Source organism: Streptomyces sp. 1114.5 (assembly GCF_003635085.1).
GTDB lineage: Bacteria > Actinomycetota > Actinomycetes > Streptomycetales > Streptomycetaceae > Kitasatospora.
Map to the genome: position 1 here is coordinate 1,398,248 of NZ_RBXE01000001.1, position 22,663 is coordinate 1,420,910.

Here is a 22,663-nt window from a genome sequence, read left to right on the forward strand (position 1 = left end):
AGCAACGACCAGGTAGTTTCGAGGCTGGGGTTCGAAGCCGCCCGGGCAACGCCACTGCGACCGTGGTGGCTCTCGACGTTGTTGTCTCGGGTGGCTTCACGCGCCGGAATGTCAGCAGCAGCAGGTAGGACAGCGGAGTGGTTCCAGACAACCGGGCAGGCAACATGCTGAAGAAGCCTCGCGCCGATCTGTCGCCCGTTGCCCTTGACCTCGTGGTGGCCCTACGGGCCGCGTTCCGTGTGATCGGCATGTCTATCAGGAACTTCGCCCGTTCGACCCCCTGGGACTACTCAACGGTCAGCCGCTACCTCAGCGGTGACCGCTTCCCAACCCGGGAGTTCATCAAATACCTCATAGAGCGTGCGCAGAAGAAGCAGTTCTCCGCGCACGACGCGGAGAACGTGGAGCGCCTGTACGAGAAGGCGCAGGAGGAGCGGGAAGCCCCAGAACACCAGATGCGGACGCTTGTCGCGCAGGTCCGTGTCAAGGAGGAGCGGGCCCAGGCCGCAGACCGTAGGAGCAAGGAGACATCGGCCGATCTGGATCGGGCGCGCAGGGTCAACCAGAGGCTCAAAACGCAAGTAAAAGTACTGAGTTGGGCACTAGACAATGGGCGTGGCCTGCTGCTGTCCGAGCATGATGACGTCCTGCTGGCCGAGCTCGAAGGCTTTTCGACTGCGCGCCAAGCCGGTGACCGAGGCGCCGCCGCGTGCGTGTCGAACGGCGTCCTGGCGACCTGGCGCAAGACCTTGGGTCGTGCCGACACCGCACCGTCTCTGGCATGGACACGCGCCAGACCTGGAACTCCGGAGCGCCGCCGTCACACGTACGACCGGTTGGGTCTCGAGCAGCGCCCACGGGAGGCGCTGGACGAGCTCGTTCCGCTGCCGCGCACCGTCTCCGAGCCCACCGACGAGGCCACGGTCAAGCTTTACGAGCAGGCGATCGGCATCCTGGCCAGTACCGGCCCGAGGCCGCTGGCCGAGGTGCTCGCGTTCGTAGCCGAGGGCCAGCCGACTATCCCAGTTTTCGAGCAGCACGTGATGTGCAGTCACCTGACCACAGCAGGTCGCGCCAGCACGTTGACTGACTCCTGGCGGGACCTCATCACCGCCTGGGATAACGCCATGCATCCCTGGTGGACCGAGACCCTGCCTCGGACGGCAGGACGACGGATCGCGGCCTATGAGGCGCTGGGTCTGGAACCGGATACTCGTCGGGGGTTCACTGAGCTGATTCCCATCCCGTTCGCCGACGGTCCGATCATCATCGGGGAAGCGCTCCGCCCCTGGTCCGCACCGGCCTACCAGTCCATCGGTCCCTGGTACTGGCCGGCCTGCGCACGCTATTTGGGAGTGTTCAAGGCATGGCCGGTGGAGACCGTGGCTGGTATCGACGACGCGGCCGAGGCTGTCGCCGACCGCCTTGCTGATCCCACGGACCCGGTTGCCTATCAGACCAAGGGGCTGGTGGTCGGTTACGTCCAATCCGGGAAGACCAGCAACATGGCCGCCGTCATCGCCAAGGCCATCGATCGTGGATACCGGCTGGTTATCCTGCTCAGCGGCTCCTACGACATTCTGCGTGAGCAGACGCAACGACGCCTCGACATGGAACTCGTGGGGCGGGAGAACATTCTGCGAGACGGTCCGGAGGAGGACTCGGACTACGTCGACGATCCCGCTTGGCAACAGGGCGAGTTCATCTCGCACGGTGATCGGCCCTCCCGACTCGGGGCGTTCGATATCGTTCGCCTCACCACGCGGCGCAGCGACTATCGGTCCCTGCGCCAGGGCATCGCTGCGCTCGAGTTTGAGAAGGCGGAACCGACCCTCCCGCTCTACCATCCCCGAAACCTCCACCGCAGTGCGGTGCGGCTGATGGTGGTGAAGAAGAACAAGGCGGTGCTGGCCAAGGTGGTGGCGGACCTGCGGCGGCTCGGACGTCAGCTGGGTGAGATCCCGGTGCTCATCGTGGACGACGAGTCCGACTACGGATCCGTCAACACTGCGTATCCCGCGACCAAGCGTGGCAACGCCACCCGCTCGGCGATCAATGCTCTCATCACAGGGCTGCTGGAGGCCCTGCCACGTGCGCAGTATGTGGCCTACACCGCCACGCCGTTCGCCAACGTCCTGATCAATCCGACCGATGAGGAGGACCTGTTTCCGCGGGACTTCGTCATTGCCCTTCCACGTCCGGTGGGCTATATGGGAGCCCGAGAGTTTCACGACCTTGACTTGCACATCCCCCAGGACGAGCGAACGGTCTCCAACTCCAACGAACTTGCGCACGTCCGTTCCATCGGTGTGACCGGTGCCGAGGATGTTGTCGAGCTCGGGCGGGCGATGGGCTCCTTCCTGCTCGCGGCGGCCGTCAAGCTCTACCGCGAAGCAAACGACCCAAGCGGTATCCGTTATCGACACCACACCATGCTGGTTCACGAGTCCGTACGGATCGCCGCGCATCACGAGCTGGCGCACAAGATCACACAGCTTTGGGAGGCCGATGGTGCGGATCCCGACGGGAGTCTCGCTCGGCTGCGCAATCTGTTCGATTCCGACTTCGCTCCGGTTTCTGCGGACCGTCACGGTGGGTTCGTCAATCCCGCGAGCTTCGACGATCTGATCCCTCATCTCGCTACGGCGCGTGCCCGGATCGGGGCGGATGGCGGTCCGGTGGTCGTGGTCAACGGCGACGCGGACATCGAGCGCGGTGCTGTCGACTTCGACCACCGTCCGGTGTGGAAGATTTTGGTGGGAGGTGCCAAACTCTCCCGCGGTTTCACCGTCGAGGGGCTGACGATCACCTACTTCCGTCGCAGCACCCGCCAGGCTGACTCGCTGATGCAGATGGGCCGATGGTTCGGCTTCCGCACCGGATACGAAGACTTGGTGCGCCTCTACATCGACCGTGGAGTGGGCTCAGGAATGAGCTTTGATCGCAGCCTGTTCGGAGCGAGATCCCTCGACCTCTACGAGGCGTTCGAGGCGGCCCTGCGCGATGAGGAGGCGTTCCGCGCTCAGCTCACCGAATACGCGCAGCCGGTGGACGGTCAGCCGGCCATCACGCCTGCGCAGATCCCGCCGCTGGTCGCGCAGTACATGCCGGAACTGAAGCCGACCAGTGCGAGCAAGATGTTCCACGCTCGGCCGGTCCCGGTCCACGCGGTCGACCAGTGGATCGAGCCGACCGCCTATCCGACCGGGAATGCCCAAAATCAGCGCAACAGTGAGCTCTGGCGGCCGGTGTTGGCGGCGTTGCACGGCGCGAGTGTGAAGTTCTCCCTGCCGGCTAGCGGTGGGAAGCGGGCTGCTGCCTTTTCGGCGCGCACTGCGGTCATCTCTCACGCTCAGTTGCTCGATGTGCTCGGAGGTCTGCAGTGGGAGCAGCCCGATTCCTTTGCTCGTGATCTCGCCTATTTGAAGAGCCTGCGCAGTACCACCGCCAAGCTAAGTGAATGGCTGGTCATCGCTCCTCAGCTCGCCTCGGCGAACCCCGTGACAAGCACCCTGCCTGGGGCGCCGCTTCTGTCAGTCTTCCGCCGCAGCCGAAGGCGCCCAGGTGCTTTCGGTGCGATCAGCGATCCAGGACATCGTCGAGTGGCTCGGGAGCTACTGTCCGACGGCGATCGGGGGATCGTGCTGCTGTATCCGGTGGTTGAGCGGGGGGAAGCGCTCGATCTCGAGGTTGAGCCTGCTCAGGTCACCGTCGCCTTCGCGCTGCTGACTCCGAAGAACGTACGCCGCGACGGACACGAGCCAGCCATGCATTTCCGTGCAGGCGACAGGTAGAGGAGGACCAGTGCCCTCGCTGGAGAACCCTCGGACCGTGTCTGTGCGAGAGCGGCGCCCGGGCAGCGCCCGCAGCGCGAGGCGCCGCCCGGAACGGCAAGGAAGGGAGACCGCTGCTGGAAATGGTCAGCCGGACAGCCCGCCCTGGGGGCCGTCGGCTCCTGGGGCGCCGCCGGGTGCTTCAGCCTCCAGGAATCCAAGTCCGTCTCCGGCGGCGAAGGAGGCGTCCTCACCACCTCCGACCGGGAGGATCTACGAGCGCGCCCTCACCCTCGGCCACCACCCCGCCCGCCTCGCCGACGAACTCGCCCTCCCCGAACTGAAGCCGCTCGCCGACATCGGGGCCGCCTACAAGTACCGGATGCCCGCCCTCTCCGCCGTCATTGCCCGCCAGCAACTCCGCTCGCTGCCCGACCGGATGCGAGCCGCCGAACAGCACCTGGCCACCCTTCGCCAGGCCCTGGAGGAGTACGACGCGCCCATCGCCTGGCCGGAGATCGGCGAACTCTCCGTCCGCGGCTGGTACGGCACCCCGCTGACGATCAACGTCCGCGTGCCCGACCCGAAGACGCTGCACGAGAAGTGCCGGGCCGCCGGCATCCCCGTCCGCGCCCAGTACGAGGACTGGACCCAGACCCCGCTGCTGCAACGCCTCGACCTGGCCGCCCGCTGCGGGTCACGCTGTCCAAAGCTGGTAGCAGTGTCAAGGCGGCTTGCTGATCATGGCCATACCGTTCCGCAAGGACTCTTTGATCGTCTGGCATGGCCTTGATGCGTGCCCGGACCTGAGCCAATTTCCTGCGGGTGGTCTCCGCTTCGGCGTGCGCCATGATCTGCCCACTCCCTGCTTGGTCAGCCTCTCTACGGTCACTCTGTGTGTCGCACAGTTACAGAATGCTCGAGTGTGCCCCTCGTGTGGGCGGAAACTGGGAACTCACCCTCGCTCCAGTTGGGGATCGCATGTGGAGCTGCAGGGGTTCGGCGGGCTTCAGGACCGTGCAAGGTGTGGTCAAGTCAGGACCAGGACACAGTACGCAACGCTGGCACGGCTCTGGCTGTGCCAGCGCTGTGCCAGAACAGGTGGAGAACGGCAGACAGCAGCGGTCTGCGACGAGCCTCAGAAGGGCCAGTACTGTTGTTATCAGTTGTTATCAGTGCAGGTCAGGGGCCCTTTGCGGCCCGAAGGCCCAAAGATTCCCAAGCTTAGAGCGCGAGTTCGATTCTCGTCGCCCGCTCCATACCGAAAGCCGCAGGTCAGCGACCTGCGGCTTTCGTGTTTCCCGGGTCGTTCCGGGGCTTCGAACGCCTGCGGCGCCCCGGGCCGGGGCCGGAGCGACCCTGGCCCGGGAGCGGGGTCAGGAAGCGGTGGTGAGGGCTTCGAGGGTGGGGACGACGGCGGTGGGGGTGGGGAGGGCGGCGTTGTCGGACCGCAGGCGGTGGGCGGCGGCGCGCAGGTCGGGGTCGGTGATGAGGCGGTCGAGCAGGGCGGTGTCGACGTCCTCGGAGGCGGAGCGCAGGGCGGCGCCGGTGGCGGTGAGGGCGTCGGCGTTGATGAAGTGGTCCGCGCCCTGCGGGAGGAGCAGCTGGGGCAGTCCGGCCTGGAGGGCGGTCAGCATGGTGCCGGAGCCGCCGTGGTGGACCAACGCGTCGGCGCGGCTGAGCAGTTCGTTGAGCGGGACCCACGGCAGGCCGCGGACGTTGGCGGGCAACGTGCCGAGCGGGGTCAGGTCGGCGCCGCCGACGGCGAGCAGGAAGTCGGCGTCGACCTCGGCCGCCGACTCGACCAGCCGGACGACCGCGCGGACACCGTCGATCTCGGCGAGGACGGTGCCCAGGGTGACGACGATCCGCGGGCGGTCGGCCGGGTGGAGGAACTCGGTCGGGACGATGCCGCCGCCGTTGTACGGGATGTAGCGCATCGGCAGGCCGTCCGGGTCGCCGCCGAGCGGGCCGAGGTTGAGCGCGGTGGCGCCGGCCGGTCCGGTCAGGCCGTGCTGCTCGTAGACGTCGGTGAAGTGGGAGGCGATCAGCTTGGCCATGTCCAGGCCGGGCGTGACCCCGAAGTTGTGGACCACCGACGGGATCTTGAGCAGGGCCGCCACCACCGGGGGAGCGGCGTGGAAGGAGTCGTGGACGATCAGGTCGGCGCCCCAGCCGGTGGCGGCCGCCAGCAGGCCGTCGACGTCGGGGCGGGAGGCGTGAGCGAAGAGCCCGGCCGCCATGTCGAAGATCTCTTCCTGCGTCTTGTCCCGGTTGACGTACTCGATCTCGCCGCCGAGGTGCTCCGCGAAGATCTCCCGCAGGCTCCGGCCGTCGCCGATCTCGACGACGGGGAAGCCGGCGCTCCGGAGCTGGTCGAGCGGCTGCCCGCTGGCGAACAGGACCTCGTGCCCGACGGCGCGCAGCGCCTGGGCGGTCGGGACCATCGGGAAGAGGTGGCCGGCCGCGGCGGGGCCGGCGAAGAGTATGCGCATGTCTGCTCCTTGCCAAGTTCACTGACATGGCAGTCTCACCTCCGTAGTTGACGTTCAGTCAATTTGATTGAGGTCGCCAGGCGCGGTAATCGGCCTTTTTGAGCAGGGACTTGTTACCGGGCCATCGGTGTGCTCCACGCTCGCTCCACTCGCGAGCCGTCTGCGAGCCGTCCGCGAGCCGTCGGTGATCCGCTCGCGGCCGTCCCGGGCTCGGCAGTCGGGCGTCAGGCGGCGGCGAGGAAGTCCCGGACGGTCTTGGTGAACGCCTGGGTCTCCTCGGCGAGCACGATGTGGCCGGTGTCGAACTCGGCGTAGGCGCTGCCCGGGAGTGCGGCGTGCAGGCGGCGGGTGTTCTCCACCGGGACGGTGGCGTCCTGGGCGCAGCCGATCACCAGGGTCGGGGCCTGGACACGGGGGAGCAGCGGGGTCAGGTCCAGGCTGAGGTCGAGGGCGATGTGCCGCAGGGTGCCGGGAGTTGGCTGCATGTAGGCGGTGTTGGCCTCGACGGCCGCACGGCCGATCCGGTTGAGGAAGCCGCGGCTGAAGGCGGTGAGGGTGGCGTAGCCGCCGAAGGCGTCGGGGCGGTCGGCGAGCGAGAGCCAGGTTGCCATGGAGAGGCGCAGGTACTCGTCCTGCTCGGCGCTGATCCAGCCGGCGGCGGCGATCAGTCGGCGGACCTGGTCGGGGCGCAGGGCGGCGGCTGCGGTGGCGACGACGGCGCCGAGCGAGAAGCCGAGGATGTCGGCGGGGCCGCGGCCGGCGTCCTCGATCACGGCGTTGACCTGGGCGGCGAGGGTTTCCAGGGTGAGCGGGGCGCCGTCGTCCTCGGCGGCCTCGCTGCCGGAGAGGTCGGGCAGCAGCACGGTGTAGCGATCGGTGAAGGCGTCCAGCAGCCCGTCCCACATGCCGGAGCCGGGGCCGGTGCCGTGGACCAGGACGAGGGTGTCGGGGCCGTTGCCGACGACGCGGTAGGGGATGCGGGCGGCGCCGACGGTGATGGTGGGCATGACGGGGTCCTCTCGTGGTGGTGGCAGGCCCGGGTGCGGTGGTGCTCCGGGGCACGAGAAGTAAACTACACCGTGCAGGTCAGTGATTCAACTGCACCGTGCAGTGCAATTGGGTGGTGAAGGAGTGGCGTGGGAGTGGTGGGGGCGGAACTGTCCGTACCCGTTCGCCGTCCCAGGAGTGACGGAATCCCCGCCCGGGTTGAATGCCGGGAGGAGTACGGAGGGCCCTGTGCAGTCAGGTGGTGCCGAACTGAACGCCGGATGCCCGGGTGGTCGCCCCGGTCGTGCGTCGGCCGCGGCGGCCAGGTGGTCGGAGCCGGGCGCGAAGGCGGAGGCGGGCGCGGAGGCGAGGGCGGAGTCCGGGCCGTGTTCGGGGCCGGCTTCGGGTTCGGGTCCGGGGGTGACGGTCGATCAACTCGACGCCGCCGAGCGCTGCGAGACCCTGCTCCAGGACACCCTGGACGCCGTCGACCCGACGCCGGCCTGGCAGGAGGCCGCTCCCCGGGCGGGTGCGCGGCTGCCCCGGCCGGGGCTCGGGTCGGCGCGGTACGGGTCGGACGTGCTCTGGTACGTCACCCGGGGGCGGGACATCCTCACCGTCGTCTCGCTGCCCCGACGGGCGCTGCTGGTGGGCGTGGTGGAGCGGCACTGGCGGCGGCGCGGCTGGACGATCACCTCGCTGGACACCGACTGGGACCGCCACGGAGTCGCCGCGACCACTCCGGACGGCTACCGACTGGCGCTCCGGTTCGGCGAGTTGGGCGAGGCGGGGCTGACCGTGAGTTCGCCCGGAGTGGCCCGCTCGGAGCACGTTCCGGTGCTGTCGGGGGACGGTGGTCACGGCTCGGCGCCGCTGCCGTACGTGTGCTGCCCGTACTGGAGCGCGCTGGCGTAACGGCACAGCAGTGAAGAGGGAGGGGACCGGGGGAGGCGTGGAGCGAGCCCCCCCGGACACGCTCCACGCCACCTCCACGAGCGGCTTCGGCGCTGCCGCTCCCCCCGACACCCCGCCAAGCTCAGCCGTTCCCCCCTGGCAAACACCCTCCGGCGAGAGCGGTCCGCACCAGGCCCCGGCGAGCCCCCACCCGCGGGGACGTCGTTGATCTCACGCTAACAAACCGCGTGGTTGGTTTGTCAATAGTGAAATCCACGAAAAATCCACATTGTGACGACCGTCCGGTACGGCCGTGAAAGGCGTCGGACCAGGCAGTTGTGGGCCCGTCAGGGCGTCCGGCAGCCGGGCCGCGCACGCCGGGCCGGGGTGGGCGCCCGGTAGCGGACCGGCCCGGAATCCGACATTCCCAGCATCATGGCAGCACACAGTGACACCGCGCGAGCGCCCAGTGCAGCAGAGGAACGGCCCGTGCCGGGCGGGACCACCCCGGCTCAGCGCAGCAGCCGGCGCTCCTTGGCCACCGCCACCGCGCCCGCCCGGGTGTCCACGCCCAACTTGTCGTAGATCCGCCCGAGATGCGTCTTCACCGTCGCCTCGCTGATGAACAGCGCCCGCGCGATCTCCCGGTTGCCCAGCCCCTGCCCCAGCTGTTCGAGGATGTCCAGCTCGCGCTCGGTGAGCTGCGGCGCGGGCGTCCGCATCTGCGCCATCACCCGGGAGGCGACCGGCGGTGAGAGCACCGTCCGGCCCTGCGCGGCCGCGTGGACGGCGGCGAACAGCTCCTCCGGCCGTTCGGCCTTCAGCAGGTAGCCGGTGGCGCCCGCGGCGATCGCCCGGGTGATGTCGGCGTCCGTGTCGTACGTGGTGAGCACCAGGACGTACGGCCCGCCCGGGGCGGCGGTGATCCGCCGAGTGGCCTCCACGCCGTCGATGCCGTCGCCGAGCTGGAGGTCCATCAGCACGACCTGCGGCGCCAGCCGGGCGGCCAGGGCGACGGCCTCCTCCCCGGTGCTGGCCTCGCCGACCACCTCGATGTCGCCCGCGCTGGCGAGCAGGGCCAGCAGTCCGGCCCGGACCACCGCGTGGTCATCGCAGACCAGCAGCCGGACGGGGGAGGCGGCGGTGTTCATCGGTGCTCCAGGGGGATCGCGGCGGAGACGACGGTGCCCTCGCCGGGGGTGCTCTCCACGGTCAGCGTGCCACCCAGCTGCCGCAGCCGGGCGCGCATCGCGGGCAGTCCGTGGCCGCGGACGCCCCCGGGGCCGGCTGCGTCCGGGGCGAAGCCCTGCCCGTCGTCGGCGATGTCCAGGACGACCTGGTCGCCCAGGAAGGACAGCGTGATCGCCGCGGCCGAGGCCCCGGCGTGCTCGCGGACGTTGGCCAGCGCGCCCTGGGCGATCCGCAGCAGCGCGGACTGCGCCGCGGCCGGCAGCGGTACGGGCGTGCCGTCCAGGTGGAAGCGGACCGGCAGCCCGCTCTCGGCGGACTCCCGCCCGGCCAGCGACGCCAGCGCCCGGTCGAGTGCCCGGCCGTCGGCCAGCTCGGCCGGCGCGAGGTCGTGGACGAAGCGGCGGGCCTCGGCCAGGTTCCGGGCGGCCACCTCGGCGGCCGTACGGACGTGGCTGCGGGCGGTCGTCGGGTCGGCGTCCCAGGTGCGCTCGGCGGCCTGCAGCAGCATCTGCTGACTGGACAGGCCCTGCGCCAGGGTGTCGTGGATCTCCATCGCCAGCCGTTCGCGCTCGGCCAGGGTGCCCTCCCGCCGCTCGGTGGCGGCGAGTTCGCGCCGGGTGCGGACCAGGTCGGTGATCAGCGCGCGCTGCCGGGCGGCCTGCCGGGCCATGAAGAGGAAGACGCCGGTGGCGAGCGCGGCCACCGCGGGAGGCAGCAGCACGAGAGTGGCGTCCACCCCACCGGGCAGCCGGACCTCGGCGATCACCACCAGCACGGTCAGGGCGCCCACCAGCGGGATCGCCGCCTTCGCGGGCAGCGCCCGCAGCGCGGTATAGACCAGCGGGACGGCGCACCAGGCGAAGCTCGGCGCGAGCAGCACCAGCACCACCCAGAGCACGACCACCAGCGCCAGCGGCCACCGTCGGCGTCGGCCCGTCGGGGTCGGCCGGTGGTGGTCGAGCCAGGAGCCGGCGGGCTGGGCGACGGCCAGGGCGGCGCTCAGCCCGATCACCCAGGGGGCCTGGGAGCTGCCGGAGTGATGGGTGAGGTAGCGGTTGAGCGCGGCCGCGAGCAGCACCACGAAGGCGGAGTCCAGCAGCAGCGCCAGCCGGCCCGCGTCCGGATCCCCGGCGTCGCGGCCGGGTCCGGGGCCGACGGCAGGGCCGGCGGGGCGGGGCTGTGGCACGGGTGGCTCCTGCTCGGACGGGCGGTGCGCGGGCGGGCGTCCGCACTGACCTGCGCCGATCCCTCGATGGTGACCCGTCCGTCCCGGTGTCGCATCAGCCGATCGGTTGACGCCGCCGTCCCCCGTTGTGCCCGGACGCTCGCGCCGGACCGTCGATGTGGCAGCGCCGCCCCCGGCCGGAGGATCGAAGCATGCCGCCGGGCGACCCCCTTTTGACCCGGCGGCCCCGATCCCCCGCACCACCCCGCACCGACCCCGTAGACCGTCGAGGAGCTGGACCATGAAGAAGACCTCCGTGCGCACCCGGGTGCTGACCGGCACCGTCGCCGCCGCGGCGCTCGCCGCCGCCACCGTGGGAGCGGTCTCGGCGAGTGCCGAGACCTCCGAGACTCCGGCCGCCCCGGCCGCCGTGAAGGTCGACACCCAGAACAAGAACCTCGCCGAAAGCACCGGCCTGACCATCGACGCCGCCACCCGCGCCGCCCAGGCCGCCCTGGACGCGGCGAACAAGGCCGGCCAGCACGTCTCGGTCGCGGTCGTCGACCGGGACGGTGTCACCCGGGTGCTGCTCAAGGGCGACGGTTCCGGCCCGCAGGCCCCGGTGTCGGCCGAGCGCAAGGCCTTCACCGCGGTCTCCTGGAACGCGCCGACCTCGGAGCTGGCCAAGCGCCTGGCCCAGGCCCCGAACCTCAAGGACATCCCGGGCACGCTGTTCCTGGCCGGCGGCGCCCCGGTGCAGTCCAAGGGCGCTCCGGTCGCGGCCGTCGGTGTCGCGGGCGCGCCCAGTGGGGACCTGGACGAGCAGTTCGCGCAGGCCGGTGTCGCCGCCCTGGCCAAGTGAGCCGTAGCCGGGCCGGGTCAGCCGGACCCGGCCGAGTGAGCCGTACCCGACCGGTCGGTCCGTCCCGTGCCCCGGGACGGCCGGCCGGCCGGGCCGTTGACTCATTCGGGTGAACGCAGGGAGGGTCGCCGCAGAACACGGGGTGACCCTTCGAAAAGCCGGTGCCGCTGTCAGTGCCGCGTGGCAGGCTTCCCGGTATGACGGCGTGGACCCTCAACGACATCGAACGTGCGATCCGCTCCTCCTGGGGCGTCGACACCTGTGCGCCCGAGGACCTGGCCCACTGGCATCCCGACAATCCCGCCCGCGGCCAGTGCGGGGTCACGGCGATGGTGGTGCACGACCTCCTCGGCGGCGAGCTGATGATGGGCGAGGTGCACGTCGACGGCGTCCGGACGGACCTCCACTGGTGGAACCGCTTCGCGACGGGCTTCGAGATCGACCTCACCCGCGAGCAGTTCGGGCCCGACGAGCTGGTCGGCCCCGGCCGCCCGGTCGCCCGCCCGGCCCGCCCGGGCCGGCTGCAGGCCCAGTACGAGCTGCTGCGCAGCCGGGTGGTCGCCGAGCTGGAGCGCGGAGCGGCCGTGCACCGCACCCGGTTGCCGGCCCACGCCTGCGCCTGAGCAGTCTGAGCAGCCCGATCATCCGGCCCGGCCCGGGCACCCCCGGCTCCCCGCGCACCTGCAGGGCCGGGCCGTTCGCGTTCTGACGTACAGTCGGCCGCAGTGATCGACGGCGACGACGGGAGTGCACCGATGGCCGGAACGACGGTCGGTTTCGTGGGGCTGGGCGCGATGGGCCGGGGCATGGCCGGGAGCCTGCTGCGGGCCGGTCACACCGTACGGGTCTGGAACCGCTCGCCCGAGCCGGTGGCCGAGATGGTGGCCGAGGGGGCGGAGGCGGCCGGCTCGCTCGACGAGGTCTTCGCCGCCGACACGGTGGTCTCCATGCTCGCGAACGACGACGCCGTCGAACGGCTGCTGCTCGACCCCGCCCTGCTGGCCGACGCCACGGCGACCCTGCACGTCAACATGGCCACCGTCTCGCTCGCCCTCGCCGAACGGGCCGAGGCGCTGCACGCCGAGCACGGCATCGGCTACGTCGCCGCGCCCGTCCTCGGCCGTCCGCCGGTCGCCGCGGAGGGCCGGCTGAACATCCTGGCCGCGGGGCAGGCGGACCTGCTGGCCCGGGCCGAGCCGCTGTTCGCCGCGATGGGCCAGCGCACCTGGCACTTCGGCGAGAGCCCGCGGCAGGCCAACACCGCCAAGATCAGCACCAACTTCCTGCTGGCCTGCGCGATCGAGTCGATGGCGGAGGCGTGCAGCCTGGCCGACGCCAACGGTGTCCGGCCGACCGACCTGATCGAGATGCTCACCGGCACGCTCTTCCCCGGGCCGGTCTACTCCGGCTACGGCGCGATGGTGGCCGAACGGCGCTACGAGCCGGCCGGGTTCCGGCTGCCGCTCGGACTCAAGGACGTCGGCCTCGCGCTGGACGCGGGGGCCGCGCGGCACGTCCCGCTGCCGTTCGGCAGCATCCTGCGGGACGCCTTCCTGGACGCGCTGGCCCACGGCGACGGGGACAAGGACTGGGCGGCGGTCGCGGGCGTCGCCCGCCGCCGGGCCGGGCTGCCCGAATGACGGCCGTCTGATGACGGCCGTCTGACGGTCACCCGGGGCGCGCGCGTGGAATAACCGGCGCGCGGCGGCTGCTCGCACCTCCGTCCGCAGCACCTGACCGGGGGAGTCCCGATGCCTGAGCAGCCGTCCGCGCAGCCCGCCGAGCAGCCGTCCGACCAGCGCGTCGACCTGCAGCCCGATTCGCAGCCCGACTCGCAGTCCCGGAGCGAGGCGCCGCGGCGCTTCCTGTTCCTCGACGCCAGCGCCCGCGTCGACGGCAACTCCGCTCGCCTGGCCCGGCTGGCCGCCGAGTCCAGCCTGCCCGTCGGGGCGGAGCAGCGCTGGCTGCGGCTGAGCGAGCACCCGCTGCCGCCGTTCCAGGACCTGCGGCACACCGGTGACGGCCGCTACCCCGAGCCGGTCGGCCACGAGCGGACCCTCTTGGACGCCACGCTGGCGGCCACCGACCTGGTCTTCGTGGCACCGCTCTACTGGTACTCGCTGCCGACCACCGCCAAGCTCTACCTGGACTACTGGTCCGCCTGGTTCCGGGTGCCCGGGGTGGACTTCCGGGCCGGGATGCGCGGCGGCACCATCTGGGGCGTCACCGCCCTCGCCGGCGGCGGCGAGAAGGCCGACCCGCTGATCGGCACGCTCCGGCTGACCGCCGAGTACATGGACATGCGCTGGGGCGGCGCGCTGCTCGGCAACGGCACCCGCCCGGGGGACGTGCTGCGCGACGAGCGGGCGCTGGTCGCGGCCAAGTCCTTCTTCGCGGGCTGACACCCGCCGGCCCGGCCGCGTCCGCGCGCAGCCTGACACCCGCCGCCACGGCCGCGCCCGCGCGCGGGCTGACACCCGCCGGCCCGGCCGCGCCCGCGCGCAGCCTGACACCCGCCGCCACGGCCGCGCCCGCAGCCCGACAGCTGTCGGCGCGGCCGGGCGTGCGGTACGGTCCTCCCGGCGTGTACCCGTCACCCTCCGGTCATCATTTGGCAAAGCACAAAAGCCTTGCGAAAGGACGGAGTTGGACGAACCGGGCGCCCCTCCTCCAAGCCTCTGTCACAGTGCGGCACCCGCCTTCCGGAGCGACCGCGTCGTTCGGTACTCTCCGTCGCACTTTCAGCTTCGCGGGGGGACGCGGCGTCCACGGCCACCCCTCGCGCCCGGGCCTCGCCCGGAAACGTCCGTGAGGTCTCCCTTGTCCATACGTCGCAGTCTTGCCCTCGCCGGTGCCGCCGCGCTCGCGTCCTCGCTCGTGCTGGCCGGCGCCCAGGGCGCCATGGCCGTCGGCACCACCGGCTCCCCGACCGCCGCCGCCCCGGCCGAGAAGGCGGGCCACCAGGCCCTCGACCTCTCGGTGCGCGGTGTGCCCGGCACCTTCTTCGCCGGTGGCGACGCCCGCGAGTTCACCTACCGGATCGACAACTCGACGAAGACCGACTTCGTCGCCTACCCGATGCTGAAGTTCAAGAACAAGGCGGGCTCGCTCGCCGCGAAGGACCTCAAGCTGGAGTACCAGCTGCCGGCCGGGCTCCCCGGTGGCGGCACCTGGAAGACCGCCGTCGTCGCCCCCGGCGGCGGCGACGGTGACGACAGCGCCGTGCTGATGTTCCTCGGCGGTGTCACCGACGGCGGCAACGCCGCCGATGACGCGCTGCTCTACGTCGCCCAGGGCAAGACCCTGGACATCAAGGTCCGCGCCTCCTTCACCAAGGACGCCCCGCTGGGCAAGGCCGGTGTGGTGCCGGTGGTCTTCTCGGCCGACGCCAACGACGACCACGACAACGGCCACTTCAGCTGCGACGGGATCAAGGGCGCCGGCTTCACCATCAAGGCAGGCGGCGGCAACCCCAGCCCGACCGCCACCCCGACCAAGACCGGCAAGCCGACCCCGACGCCGACCCACACGGCGACCTCCAGCGCATCGCCGACCGCCTCCCCGACGGCGACCGCGACGGCCACGTCGACGCCCACCACCGCGCCGACCACGCCCACCACCGCGCCGACCACCCCGGCCACCGGCACCGCGTCGCCGTCCGCCTCGCCGTCCGACTCCGGTGCGCCGACCGCCCCGGTCCCGTCCGGCGACAGCAGCAGCGATGCCCCGCAGCCGATCGACTTCCCGGTGCAGAACCCGACCGTCACCCCGCCGGCGATCACCCCGGGCGGTGTCAGCAAGGCCAAGACCTCCGCGGCCGCCGCGGACAAGTCGCTCGCGACCACCGGTGGCGGCGATCACACCACCGCGATCGCGGCCACCGGCGGTGCCGTCCTGGTCGCCGGTGTCGGCACCCTCGTGGTGCTGCGCCGCCGCAAGGCCGGCCAGCAGGGCTGACCCCCAGAGGGGCCCCCAGGGCCCCAGGGGGCGACTCGTCGAGTACCCCGTGCCGCCCGCACCCGTCCACCGGACGGACCGGCGGGCGGCACGGACGGTACTCCTCCGTCACATAGGATGTCCGGCCGGAGGGGGCGGAACGGCGGGGAGAGGACAGGTGCGGGTAGCACGCACGGCACGGGCCACCACCGACTACGAGGCGGCAACCGGGCGCATCGCGGGACTGCCGTTCCGCCGACACCACGTCCTGCTGGTCGCCTGGACGGTGCTCTGGTTCTTCCTGGTCGAACCGAGCGGCGGCTTCTCCTGGCACTACCTGCGCCAGGGCGAGCAGCTGCTCTTCAGCGGTCAGCCCGACGGCGGCCTCTCGCTCTACGCCCGCCACCCCGAGCTGCAGATCGGCCCGGTCAGCCTGGCTGCGGCCCGGCTCACCGCCCCGTTCTCGCCGCACACCGGCCAGCTGGTCGCCGAGGCGGCGAGCGCCGCGCTCGGCCTGGTGATGCTGGTCGTGGTCGGCCGCACCGCGGCCCTCTACTACCTGGGCACCGGCACCAACCACCGCCGGCTCCAGCAGCGCCTGCTGATCGCCGGACTGGCCTTCATCCCGATGTGGGTCGAGGTGTCGGTCCGCTTCGCGCACCTGGACGACGTCCTCGCGCTGTTCTTCACCACCCTGGCCGCGCACGCCCTGGCCCGCGGCAAGCCGATCCAGGTCGCGGTCTTCCTGGCGCTGGCGGTGGACTCCAAGCCCTGGGCGGTCGCCTTCGCCCCGCTGATCCTGGCGCTGCCCCGGCCCGCCTGGCTGCGCACCGCGCTCTGGTTCGCCCTCCTGGTGGCGGTCGCCTGGCTGCCGTTCTACCTGGGCAACCTGGACACCATGGCGGCCGCCAAGTTCACCATCCCCAACCAGCCCGCCTCCGCGCTGCGCTGGTTCGGAGTGACCGACCCCGCCACCCCCTGGTGGGACCGGCCGACCCAGTTCGCGCTCGGCATCGGCCTCGGCAGCATCGCGGTGTGGCGCGGCCGCTGGCCGGCCGTGGTGCTGCTCGGCGCGGACGCCCGGATCCTGCTCGACCCGAGCGTCTACACCTACTACACGGCCTCGATCCTGCTCGGCACCCTGCTCTGGGACGCGGTCGGGCAGAAGCGGCTCGTGCCGTGGTGGAGCTGGATCGCGCTGGCCGCGCTGTACGGCGGCACGCTGTTGCTGCCGTCGGACGCGGCCCGCGGCTTCGCCCGGCTCGCCTTCGTGGTGGTCTCCGCCGCGTACGTGCTGTTCTGGCCCACCCAGCAGCCCCGCCGACCGCGGGCCACCGGGCAGGGCGACGGCGGGCGCCGGTCGGCCCGGCGGCGCGAGCGGGTGCTGGTCGGCGCCGGGTCCTGACGGCAACCGGGAGCCGAGCGCGTCGCCCGGACGGCGCCCCGACCGCTCCTGACGACTTGACCCTCACGCGACGTGAGAGCCGAGGCTGGTGGTCAGCACCAGGGAGGAACCCCGATGACCAGTGAGGGCTACTCGGTCGGCGCCGTGGCCAAGACCGCCAAGGTGACCGTCCGCACCCTGCACCACTACGACGAGATCGGCCTGTTGTCCCCCGCCGGCCGTACCCGGTCCGGCTACCGCCGGTACGTGGACGCCGACCTCGACCGGCTGCAGCAGATCCTCTTCTACCGAGAACTCGGATTCCCCCTGGAGGAGATCGCGGCGATCCTGGACGACGACTCGGTCAGCCCGACCGAACACCTCCGGCGGCAGCACCGGCTGCTGACCGACCGGATCAGCCACCTCCAGGAGCTCGCCGCAGCCGTTGAACACGCCATGGAGGCACGGAGAATGGGCATTCAGCTGACGCCGGAGGAGAAGTTCGAGATCTTCGGCGAGGGCTACCGCGAGGAGTGGGAGCAGGAGGCCGAGCAGCGCTGGGGCGACACCGCCGCCTGGGCCGAGTCCCAGCACCGCACCGGCGGCTACACCAAGGCCGACTGGCAGCGGATCCAGGTCGAGATGACCGAGCTCAACGCCCGCCTGGCCGAGGCGGTCACCGCCGGCGAGCCCGCCGACGGCCCGGTGGCCACGGACCTCGCCGAGGAGCACCGGCAGCACATCTGCCGGAACTTCTACGACTGCACCTTCACCATCCACCGCGGCCTGGCCTGCCTGTACGTCTCGGACCAGCGCTGGACGGACACGTACGAGGCCATCGCCCCGGGCCTGGCGCAGTGGCTGCACGACGCCATCGTCGCCAACGCGGACCGGCGCGAGCAGGCCTGAGACCCGAGGCCTGAGACCCGAGGCCTGAAACCCGAGGCCTGAGGCCTGAGACCCGAGGCTTGAGGCCTGAGGAAGGCTCACGCCACCCCGCGCCCGAAGGAGCGCCGGTACGCGGTCGGCGAGGTGCGCATCACCCGGCCGAAGTGGTGTCGGAAGGTCGCCGAGCTCTCGAAGCCGACCGCCGCGGCGATCTCCTCCACCGTCCCGTCCGGGGACTCCAGCAACGGCAGGCTGGCCGCGATGCGCTGGGTGACGACCCAGCGCATCGGGCTGGTCCCGTTGCGGGCGGTGAAGTGCCGCAGGTAGGAGCGGTCGGACATCCGGGCGGCGCGGGCCAGCACGGGGACGGTCAGCGGGGACGACAGGTGGTCCAGCGCCCACTGCATGCTGCGCCCGATCCCGTCGTCCTCCTCCTCGACCGGGCGGACCGCCGCCTCGATGAACTGGGCCTGCCCGCCGTCCCGGTGCGGCGCCACCACGAAGCGGCGGGCCACGTTGTTGGCCACCCTGGCGCCGTGGTCGCGCCGCACGAGGTGCAGGCACAGGTCGATCCCGGCGGCGCTGCCCGCGCTGGTCAGCACGGACCCGTTGTCCACGTACAGCACGTCCGGGTTGACCCGCACCGCCGGGTGGCGCTGCTGGAGCAGGTCGGCGTACCGCCAGTGGGTGGTCGCCTCCCGGCCGTCCAGCAGCCCGGCGGCGGCCAGCGCGAAGGCGCCCGAGCAGATCGACACGATCCGGGCGCCGCGCTCGTGCGCCGTACGCAGTGCCGCGACCAGCCCGGGGGAGACGTCGCCGCCGAACGCGTTCGGCACGCCGGGCACCACCACGGTGTCGGCCGCCGCCAGCTCGTCCAGCCCGTGCCGGGCGGTCAGCGCGAAGCCGCCGACGGTGTCCAGCGCCGTCCCGGGGCGGTCGGCGCACACCTTGAGGCCGTACCAGGGGGCCGCCAGCAGCCCGGTCAGCTCGGGCCGCGCCAGCCCGAACACCTCGACCACCACGCCGAGTTCGAACGAGGCCATGCCGTCGAAGGCGTACACCGCGACGTCGTGCACGGGCTCGGGCCGCCGGCCGATGGCGACGTCCACCGGCCGAGGCCGGGTGCCGGTCTGCTCGGTCATGCGAACCCCCTGCTCACGGGTGGCGGAATGCCGGTGAGTGTAGCCGCCCCGGCCTGCTCGGAAATTTCTTCGACCCCACCTGCAACCTCCACTCCCGTCACACGTCCATGGGTACGGGGGCGGAGGGAGCCGGGCCGGGTGCAGCTGGGAGGATCCCTCCGATCACGATCTTGATCAGGTGTCCTGACGGTCCGGCGAACGCCGTCACCGTCCCGGGGGAAAGCGGAAGCGCACATGTCCATGGCCATCGGGCCGACCGTCGCACCGGCTGGGAGGCGGGGATTCTCCGTCCGCGGCGCGATCGCCCTGCTGTTCGGCGCGCAGGAGGTCGGCGAGCCACTCGCCGGCCCCGTCACCGAGCAGCAGGCGAAGCAGCGCCGTTCCGGCTTCCGGCTGCTGCGCGGCGGCCGCAAGCCGGCTGAGGACCGGCCCACCCTGACCGACCTGTACCACGCCCACCGGCTGGGCCTGGTCCGGATGGCGGTCCTGCTGGTCGACCACCAGGACCTGGCCGAGGACGTCGTCCAGGACGCGTTCACCCAGCTCTACCAGCGGTACGGCGAGGACCTGGACGACCTCGACAACGCTCTCGGCTACCTGCGGACCTCCGTGGTCAACGGCGCCCGGTCGATGCTGCGCCGCCGCAAGACCGCCCGCGAGTACGTGCCGCCGCACGAGGCCGACGCCCCGTCCGCCGAGGACCACGCGGTGCTCAACGACGAACACCGGCGGGTGCTCGTCGCCCTGCAGGAGTTGACCCCCCGCCAGCGTGAGGTGCTGGTGCTGCGCTACTGGTCCGACATGTCGGAGGCGCAGATAGCCGAGACCCTGGGGCTGTCCCGGGGTGCCGTGAAGTCCACGGCCAGTCGCGCCCTGGACGCCTTGGAAAAGCACCTGGAGAAGGTTCGATGACCGACAAGCTCCCCCGCCGGATCGGCGGCGACGGCGACGGGCCGGCCGAGACTCCGACCGAACGGCTGCTCCGCGAGGCGATGGGTGCCCGCGCCTCCCTGGTGACGGCGGACAGCCTGCGCCCGGCCGCGCCCCCGAAGAGCCGGATCCGCCGACTGCGCCCGGTGTACGCCGTCACCGTGCCGCTCGGCCTGGCCGCCGCGATGGCGCTCGGCGTGCTCACCTTCCACGGCGAGCCGGTCGCCCACGACCAGGTGCCGCCGCCGGCCGCCACCGTGACGACCTCCCCCAGCCCGACCGCGGAGCCGACCACCTCCCCCAGCCCGACGGCCACCGCCACCGACACCGGCACGCCGACGGGCGAGCCCGAGACCGACGTCCGGCCGGCCAACGGCACCCTGTCCTCCGGCCCGTCGGCCACCAACACCCTGCCCGTCGGCCCGGCGAGCTCGTACAACCTGCGGGGCGTCAAGTTCAAGGTCCCCGCGGGCTGGAAGGCCGTGCAGCTCTCGGCGAGCCGGGTCTGCGTCCTGAGCCCCGGCGCGCCGACGGACCCGCAGCCGGGCTGGACGTCGGCGCAGTGCGAGCCGTACGGCGTCCTGGTCGTGGCGTACAACAGCCCGGACGAACTGGACGGCGGCGCCTGGCCCACGATGGCCGACCTGGGCTCGGAGAGCGGCTGGGGCCACCAGCCGAACTGCCCGGTCTGGGGCCGCCCCTACGTCCCCGCCAACGGCTACTCCTCGATCGGCACCCCCGTGCGGACCAGGGACATCGTGGCCGGGAAGACGATCGACAAGACGCAGTGGCAGGTGACCTGCCAGCCCGGTGACACCTTCACGGCCCAGCTGTGGGGGCTGAGTTCGGACCAGGTGTTCGTGGTGGCGAACGGGTTGAAGAGCGACTACCAGCCCGCGCTGGTCTCGATCCTCGACACCCTGGACGTCAGCGGCCACCAGCCGCCGGCCTCGGCGACGGCGAGCGGGACGGACATCGGTATCACCGTGGACGGCCTGGTCACGGGCCAGCAGATTCCCGACGACGGCAGCCCGACGACGTTCTCGGTCACCTTCAAGAACACCGGCAAGACCGCCTACGCCCAGGTGACCCCGCACGTGGTCGCCGAATCGTACGGGGGCAGCCAGCCGACCGTGCACGGGACGCTGGAGCGCCAGGACGGTGGGGTCTGGACTCCGGTGGACCTCAACCGGCCGGGCGCGGGCAAGCCCGGCACCGGCGGGAGCTTCGCACTGGCCCCCGGGCAGAGCGTGACGCTGAAGTACCGGATGAAGCTGACCAAGGAGGACGGTGCCGGAGTGATGCCCGTGACGGCGGAGGCGCTGTCGATCCCGGCCGACGGGCCGGCCGTCACCGTCGGCCAGCACACCGTGCCGGTTCGGGTGACCGCGAAGTAGCCCGCAGCGGGCCGTCCTTGAGGCGCCGTGACGAGGGGTTTCCCCTGGCCACGGCGCCTTTCGGCGTTCCGGCGGGAACGCGCGAAAAATAGTGTCGAACCCGGCTGCAACCCCCGGGCGGGATGGACGTCTATCAGGGTGAGAGGCGGGGAGAGCGAGCCGGCGGAGCCGGGGCTCGGGCCGGCTCCTCGGGGCGCGCGACGAGGCGCCCGTTCATCCGATCATCACCATCACCATGTCCTTGGGGGGACTGTCCCATGAGCGCGTCCGTTATTGCCCGTATTGCGAAGATCGTTCCGCTGGCCGTCATCGCCGCCGTCGGTGTCACGGCCTGCGGGCCGGCGGACAACGGCGCCCCGGCCGCCGCCTCCGCCCCCGTCTCCACCCCGGCCGCCGTCTCGGTGACGCCCGGCGCCGGTGCCGTCCCCGCCCTCCCGGCTGCGCCGACCACCGACCCCGCCGCCCCCACCGCCACGCCGGCGCCCGCCGAGACCCCCGAGGCCGCGGCCGCCGTGACGGCCGGGACCAAGCCGGCCGCCAAGCCCACTGCCGCCAAGGCCGCTGTCGCCCCGAAGGCCGGCGCCGCCCCGAAGGCCGGCGCCGCGCCCGCCCCGTCCACCGGCAACGGGAACAGCAGCGGCATCGGCATCACCTTCACCGGCCTGGACGAGGGCCGGCAGATCGAGCTGAACGACCTGGTGTCCTTCTCCGTCACCTGGAAGAACAACGACGCCACCGGCACCCGCAGCGTGGCCCCGGTGGTGGCGACCCAGCAGTACGAGGGCGCGCCCTGCAGCCGGGTGGTCGCGATGGCGGACGGCACCCTGGAGCGCAAGGACGCCTCGGGCTGGAAGAAGCTGGACAGCCTCAGCCAGGGCACCGGGATGGACTACGTGACCAACCGCAACGACGGGGCCTTCACGCTCGCCGCCGGCGAGAGCCGGACCATCGAGTACCGGATGCGGCTGTCCCCGGCCAACCGTCCGGGCCGGATCGGGATCGAGGCGGACGCCCCCGTGCCGGGCTCCACGGACTACCGCGGCATGGCGAAGGCCGTGGTGAACGCCACGGTCGTCGACCACCACGGCCCGGAGGTGACCGGCGTGTCCGCGGGCAGCGTCAAGGTCGGGACGAGCCCCACCGCGTTCGGCTTCGTCGTCTCCGCCCCGGAGGGCACCGCGGACCTGCACCCCGTGGTGTCCGTCTCGGCCGCCGACGAGCTGGCCGCGGACGACGTCACCGTGGAGGCCATGGTCGGCGGCGCCTGGAAGCCGGTCGAGCTGAAGCAGGACTGCGAGGGCCTGACCGCGGTCGCCCCGACCGGGCTGGAGGTCAACCGGTGGGGCGACTCGGTCGAGTACGCCTTCCGGATCGCGCTGAAGAAGGCCCCGGTCCACGGCGACGTGGAGGTCCTGGTGGGCGCCCGGTCCAACGGCCACCAGGCCGCCCGCTGGAACCCCTTCGCCCCCCTGGGCGGGCGGTAACCGTTCGGCGGCTCCATGACTGCGCCTCCATGACCGAGGGCCCGGCCTCCCACTGCTCGGGAGGCCGGGCCCTCTTGGGTGCCCAGGCGCTCGGGCTCGGTCGCGCAAGCGCTCGGTCGCGCGAGCGCTCGGTCG

At 71.9% G+C, this 22,663-nt stretch carries 18 protein-coding genes; 13 read left to right on the forward strand and 5 right to left on the reverse strand.

Annotation, left to right across the window (positions count from 1 at the left end; genetic code table 11):
• Positions 1 to 164 precede the first annotated feature (164 nt).
• Together BX285_RS06020 and BX285_RS38160 are read left to right on the forward strand one after the other, a co-directional pair.
• Positions 165 to 3,794: a Z1 domain-containing protein gene (locus tag BX285_RS06020; protein WP_121174619.1), complete on the forward strand. Its 3,630-nt coding sequence runs from the start codon at positions 165 to 167 to the stop codon at positions 3,792 to 3,794.
• Between the two features lie 43 nt (positions 3,795 to 3,837).
• Positions 3,838 to 4,566, forward strand: coding sequence for a DegT/DnrJ/EryC1/StrS family aminotransferase (locus BX285_RS38160; protein WP_259470679.1), 729 nt, complete (start codon positions 3,838 to 3,840; stop codon positions 4,564 to 4,566).
• 583 nt (positions 4,567 to 5,149) lie between these two features.
• On the opposite strand, the gene BX285_RS06035 is transcribed toward BX285_RS38160, so the two are convergent.
• Both BX285_RS06035 and BX285_RS06040 read right to left on the reverse strand, forming a co-directional pair.
• Positions 5,150 to 6,268, reverse strand: coding sequence for a nucleotide disphospho-sugar-binding domain-containing protein (locus BX285_RS06035; protein WP_121174621.1), 1,119 nt, complete (start codon positions 6,266 to 6,268; stop codon positions 5,150 to 5,152).
• Between the two features lie 224 nt (positions 6,269 to 6,492).
• Positions 6,493 to 7,275 carry an alpha/beta fold hydrolase gene (locus BX285_RS06040; protein ID WP_121174622.1) on the reverse strand — a complete coding sequence of 261 codons (783 nt, stop codon included), beginning with the start codon at positions 7,273 to 7,275 and terminating at the stop codon, positions 6,493 to 6,495.
• Between the two features lie 400 nt (positions 7,276 to 7,675).
• On the opposite strand from BX285_RS06040, the gene BX285_RS06045 reads away from it, so the two are divergent.
• On the forward strand, positions 7,676 to 8,170 hold the full coding sequence (locus tag BX285_RS06045) for a hypothetical protein (protein WP_121174623.1): 495 nt from the start codon (positions 7,676 to 7,678) through the stop codon (positions 8,168 to 8,170).
• A gap of 491 nt (positions 8,171 to 8,661) precedes the next feature.
• On the opposite strand, the gene BX285_RS06050 is transcribed toward BX285_RS06045, so the two are convergent.
• Together BX285_RS06050 and BX285_RS06055 are read right to left on the reverse strand one after the other, a co-directional pair.
• The gene (locus BX285_RS06050) at positions 8,662 to 9,300 is read right to left on the reverse strand and encodes a response regulator transcription factor (RefSeq protein ID WP_097237008.1); all 639 of its coding nucleotides are present in this window, start codon (positions 9,298 to 9,300) and stop codon (positions 8,662 to 8,664) included.
• Positions 9,297 to 10,808, reverse strand: a complete 1,512-nt coding sequence (locus BX285_RS06055; protein WP_121174624.1) for a sensor histidine kinase — start codon at positions 10,806 to 10,808, stop codon at positions 9,297 to 9,299. Before BX285_RS06055 ends, BX285_RS06050 begins: the two co-directional genes overlap by 4 nt.
• On the opposite strand from BX285_RS06055, the gene BX285_RS06060 reads away from it, so the two are divergent.
• The 7 genes from BX285_RS06060 to BX285_RS06090 all read left to right on the forward strand — a co-directional run bounded on the left by BX285_RS06060 (position 10,807) and on the right by BX285_RS06090 (position 17,596).
• Positions 10,807 to 11,367 carry a heme-binding protein gene (locus BX285_RS06060; protein ID WP_097237009.1) on the forward strand — a complete coding sequence of 187 codons (561 nt, stop codon included), beginning with the start codon at positions 10,807 to 10,809 and terminating at the stop codon, positions 11,365 to 11,367. The genes BX285_RS06055 and BX285_RS06060 overlap by 2 nt on opposite strands.
• 197 nt (positions 11,368 to 11,564) lie before the next feature.
• Positions 11,565 to 11,990, forward strand: coding sequence for a hypothetical protein (locus BX285_RS06065; RefSeq protein ID WP_051830258.1), 426 nt, complete (start codon positions 11,565 to 11,567; stop codon positions 11,988 to 11,990).
• Positions 11,991 to 12,122: 132 nt separating this feature from the next.
• Positions 12,123 to 13,007, forward strand: a complete 885-nt coding sequence (locus BX285_RS06070) for an NAD(P)-dependent oxidoreductase (protein WP_097237010.1) — start codon at positions 12,123 to 12,125, stop codon at positions 13,005 to 13,007.
• 111 nt (positions 13,008 to 13,118) lie between these two features.
• Positions 13,119 to 13,769, forward strand: coding sequence for a flavodoxin family protein (locus BX285_RS06075; RefSeq protein WP_121174625.1), 651 nt, complete (start codon positions 13,119 to 13,121; stop codon positions 13,767 to 13,769).
• A gap of 418 nt (positions 13,770 to 14,187) precedes the next feature.
• Positions 14,188 to 15,324 carry an LPXTG cell wall anchor domain-containing protein gene (locus BX285_RS06080; protein ID WP_147465118.1) on the forward strand — a complete coding sequence of 379 codons (1,137 nt, stop codon included), beginning with the start codon at positions 14,188 to 14,190 and terminating at the stop codon, positions 15,322 to 15,324.
• A gap of 157 nt (positions 15,325 to 15,481) precedes the next feature.
• Positions 15,482 to 16,708 (forward strand): hypothetical protein, encoded by a 1,227-nt coding sequence (locus BX285_RS06085; RefSeq protein ID WP_398899720.1) that lies wholly within the window; start codon positions 15,482 to 15,484, stop codon positions 16,706 to 16,708.
• Between the two features lie 114 nt (positions 16,709 to 16,822).
• Positions 16,823 to 17,596 (forward strand): MerR family transcriptional regulator, encoded by a 774-nt coding sequence (locus tag BX285_RS06090; protein ID WP_121174627.1) that lies wholly within the window; start codon positions 16,823 to 16,825, stop codon positions 17,594 to 17,596.
• 77 nt (positions 17,597 to 17,673) lie between these two features.
• Here the strand turns inward: BX285_RS06090 and BX285_RS06095 are convergent, their stop codons facing one another.
• Positions 17,674 to 18,717, reverse strand: a complete 1,044-nt coding sequence (locus tag BX285_RS06095) for a helix-turn-helix domain-containing protein (protein ID WP_097237014.1) — start codon at positions 18,715 to 18,717, stop codon at positions 17,674 to 17,676.
• Positions 18,718 to 18,951: 234 nt separating this feature from the next.
• On the opposite strand from BX285_RS06095, the gene BX285_RS06100 reads away from it, so the two are divergent.
• The 3 genes from BX285_RS06100 to BX285_RS06115 all read left to right on the forward strand — a co-directional run bounded on the left by BX285_RS06100 (position 18,952) and on the right by BX285_RS06115 (position 22,528).
• A complete protein-coding gene (locus BX285_RS06100) occupies positions 18,952 to 19,629 on the forward strand; it encodes an RNA polymerase sigma factor (protein WP_259470445.1) in 678 nt (225 codons plus the stop codon).
• A complete protein-coding gene (locus BX285_RS06105) occupies positions 19,626 to 21,044 on the forward strand; it encodes a hypothetical protein (RefSeq protein ID WP_121174628.1) in 1,419 nt (472 codons plus the stop codon). The genes BX285_RS06100 and BX285_RS06105 overlap by 4 nt, the downstream gene beginning before the upstream one ends.
• A gap of 257 nt (positions 21,045 to 21,301) precedes the next feature.
• A complete protein-coding gene (locus BX285_RS06115) occupies positions 21,302 to 22,528 on the forward strand; it encodes a hypothetical protein (protein WP_183107012.1) in 1,227 nt (408 codons plus the stop codon).
• The last annotated feature ends 135 nt before the right edge of the window (positions 22,529 to 22,663 follow it).

What these genes read in the sequence shown, in the direction of transcription:
- BX285_RS06020 (WP_121174619.1), top strand. Translation starts at nt 165, where the DNA reads ATGCTGAAGAAGCCTCGCGCCGATCTGTCGCCCGTTGCCCTTGACCTC.
- BX285_RS06035 (WP_121174621.1), bottom strand. Translation starts at nt 6,268, where the DNA reads ATGCGCATACTCTTCGCCGGCCCCGCCGCGGCCGGCCACCTCTTCCCG.
- BX285_RS06040 (WP_121174622.1), bottom strand. Translation starts at nt 7,275, where the DNA reads ATGCCCACCATCACCGTCGGCGCCGCCCGCATCCCCTACCGCGTCGTC.
- BX285_RS06050 (WP_097237008.1), bottom strand. Translation starts at nt 9,300, where the DNA reads ATGAACACCGCCGCCTCCCCCGTCCGGCTGCTGGTCTGCGATGACCAC.
- BX285_RS06060 (WP_097237009.1), top strand. Translation starts at nt 10,807, where the DNA reads ATGAAGAAGACCTCCGTGCGCACCCGGGTGCTGACCGGCACCGTCGCC.
- BX285_RS06055 (WP_121174624.1), bottom strand. Translation starts at nt 10,808, where the DNA reads ATGGTCCAGCTCCTCGACGGTCTACGGGGTCGGTGCGGGGTGGTGCGG.
- BX285_RS06065 (WP_051830258.1), top strand. Translation starts at nt 11,565, where the DNA reads ATGACGGCGTGGACCCTCAACGACATCGAACGTGCGATCCGCTCCTCC.
- BX285_RS06070 (WP_097237010.1), top strand. Translation starts at nt 12,123, where the DNA reads ATGGCCGGAACGACGGTCGGTTTCGTGGGGCTGGGCGCGATGGGCCGG.
- BX285_RS06075 (WP_121174625.1), top strand. Translation starts at nt 13,119, where the DNA reads ATGCCTGAGCAGCCGTCCGCGCAGCCCGCCGAGCAGCCGTCCGACCAG.
- BX285_RS06090 (WP_121174627.1), top strand. Translation starts at nt 16,823, where the DNA reads ATGACCAGTGAGGGCTACTCGGTCGGCGCCGTGGCCAAGACCGCCAAG.
- BX285_RS06095 (WP_097237014.1), bottom strand. Translation starts at nt 18,717, where the DNA reads ATGACCGAGCAGACCGGCACCCGGCCTCGGCCGGTGGACGTCGCCATC.
- BX285_RS06100 (WP_259470445.1), top strand. Translation starts at nt 18,952, where the DNA reads ATGTCCATGGCCATCGGGCCGACCGTCGCACCGGCTGGGAGGCGGGGA.
- BX285_RS06105 (WP_121174628.1), top strand. Translation starts at nt 19,626, where the DNA reads ATGACCGACAAGCTCCCCCGCCGGATCGGCGGCGACGGCGACGGGCCG.
- BX285_RS06115 (WP_183107012.1), top strand. Translation starts at nt 21,302, where the DNA reads ATGAGCGCGTCCGTTATTGCCCGTATTGCGAAGATCGTTCCGCTGGCC.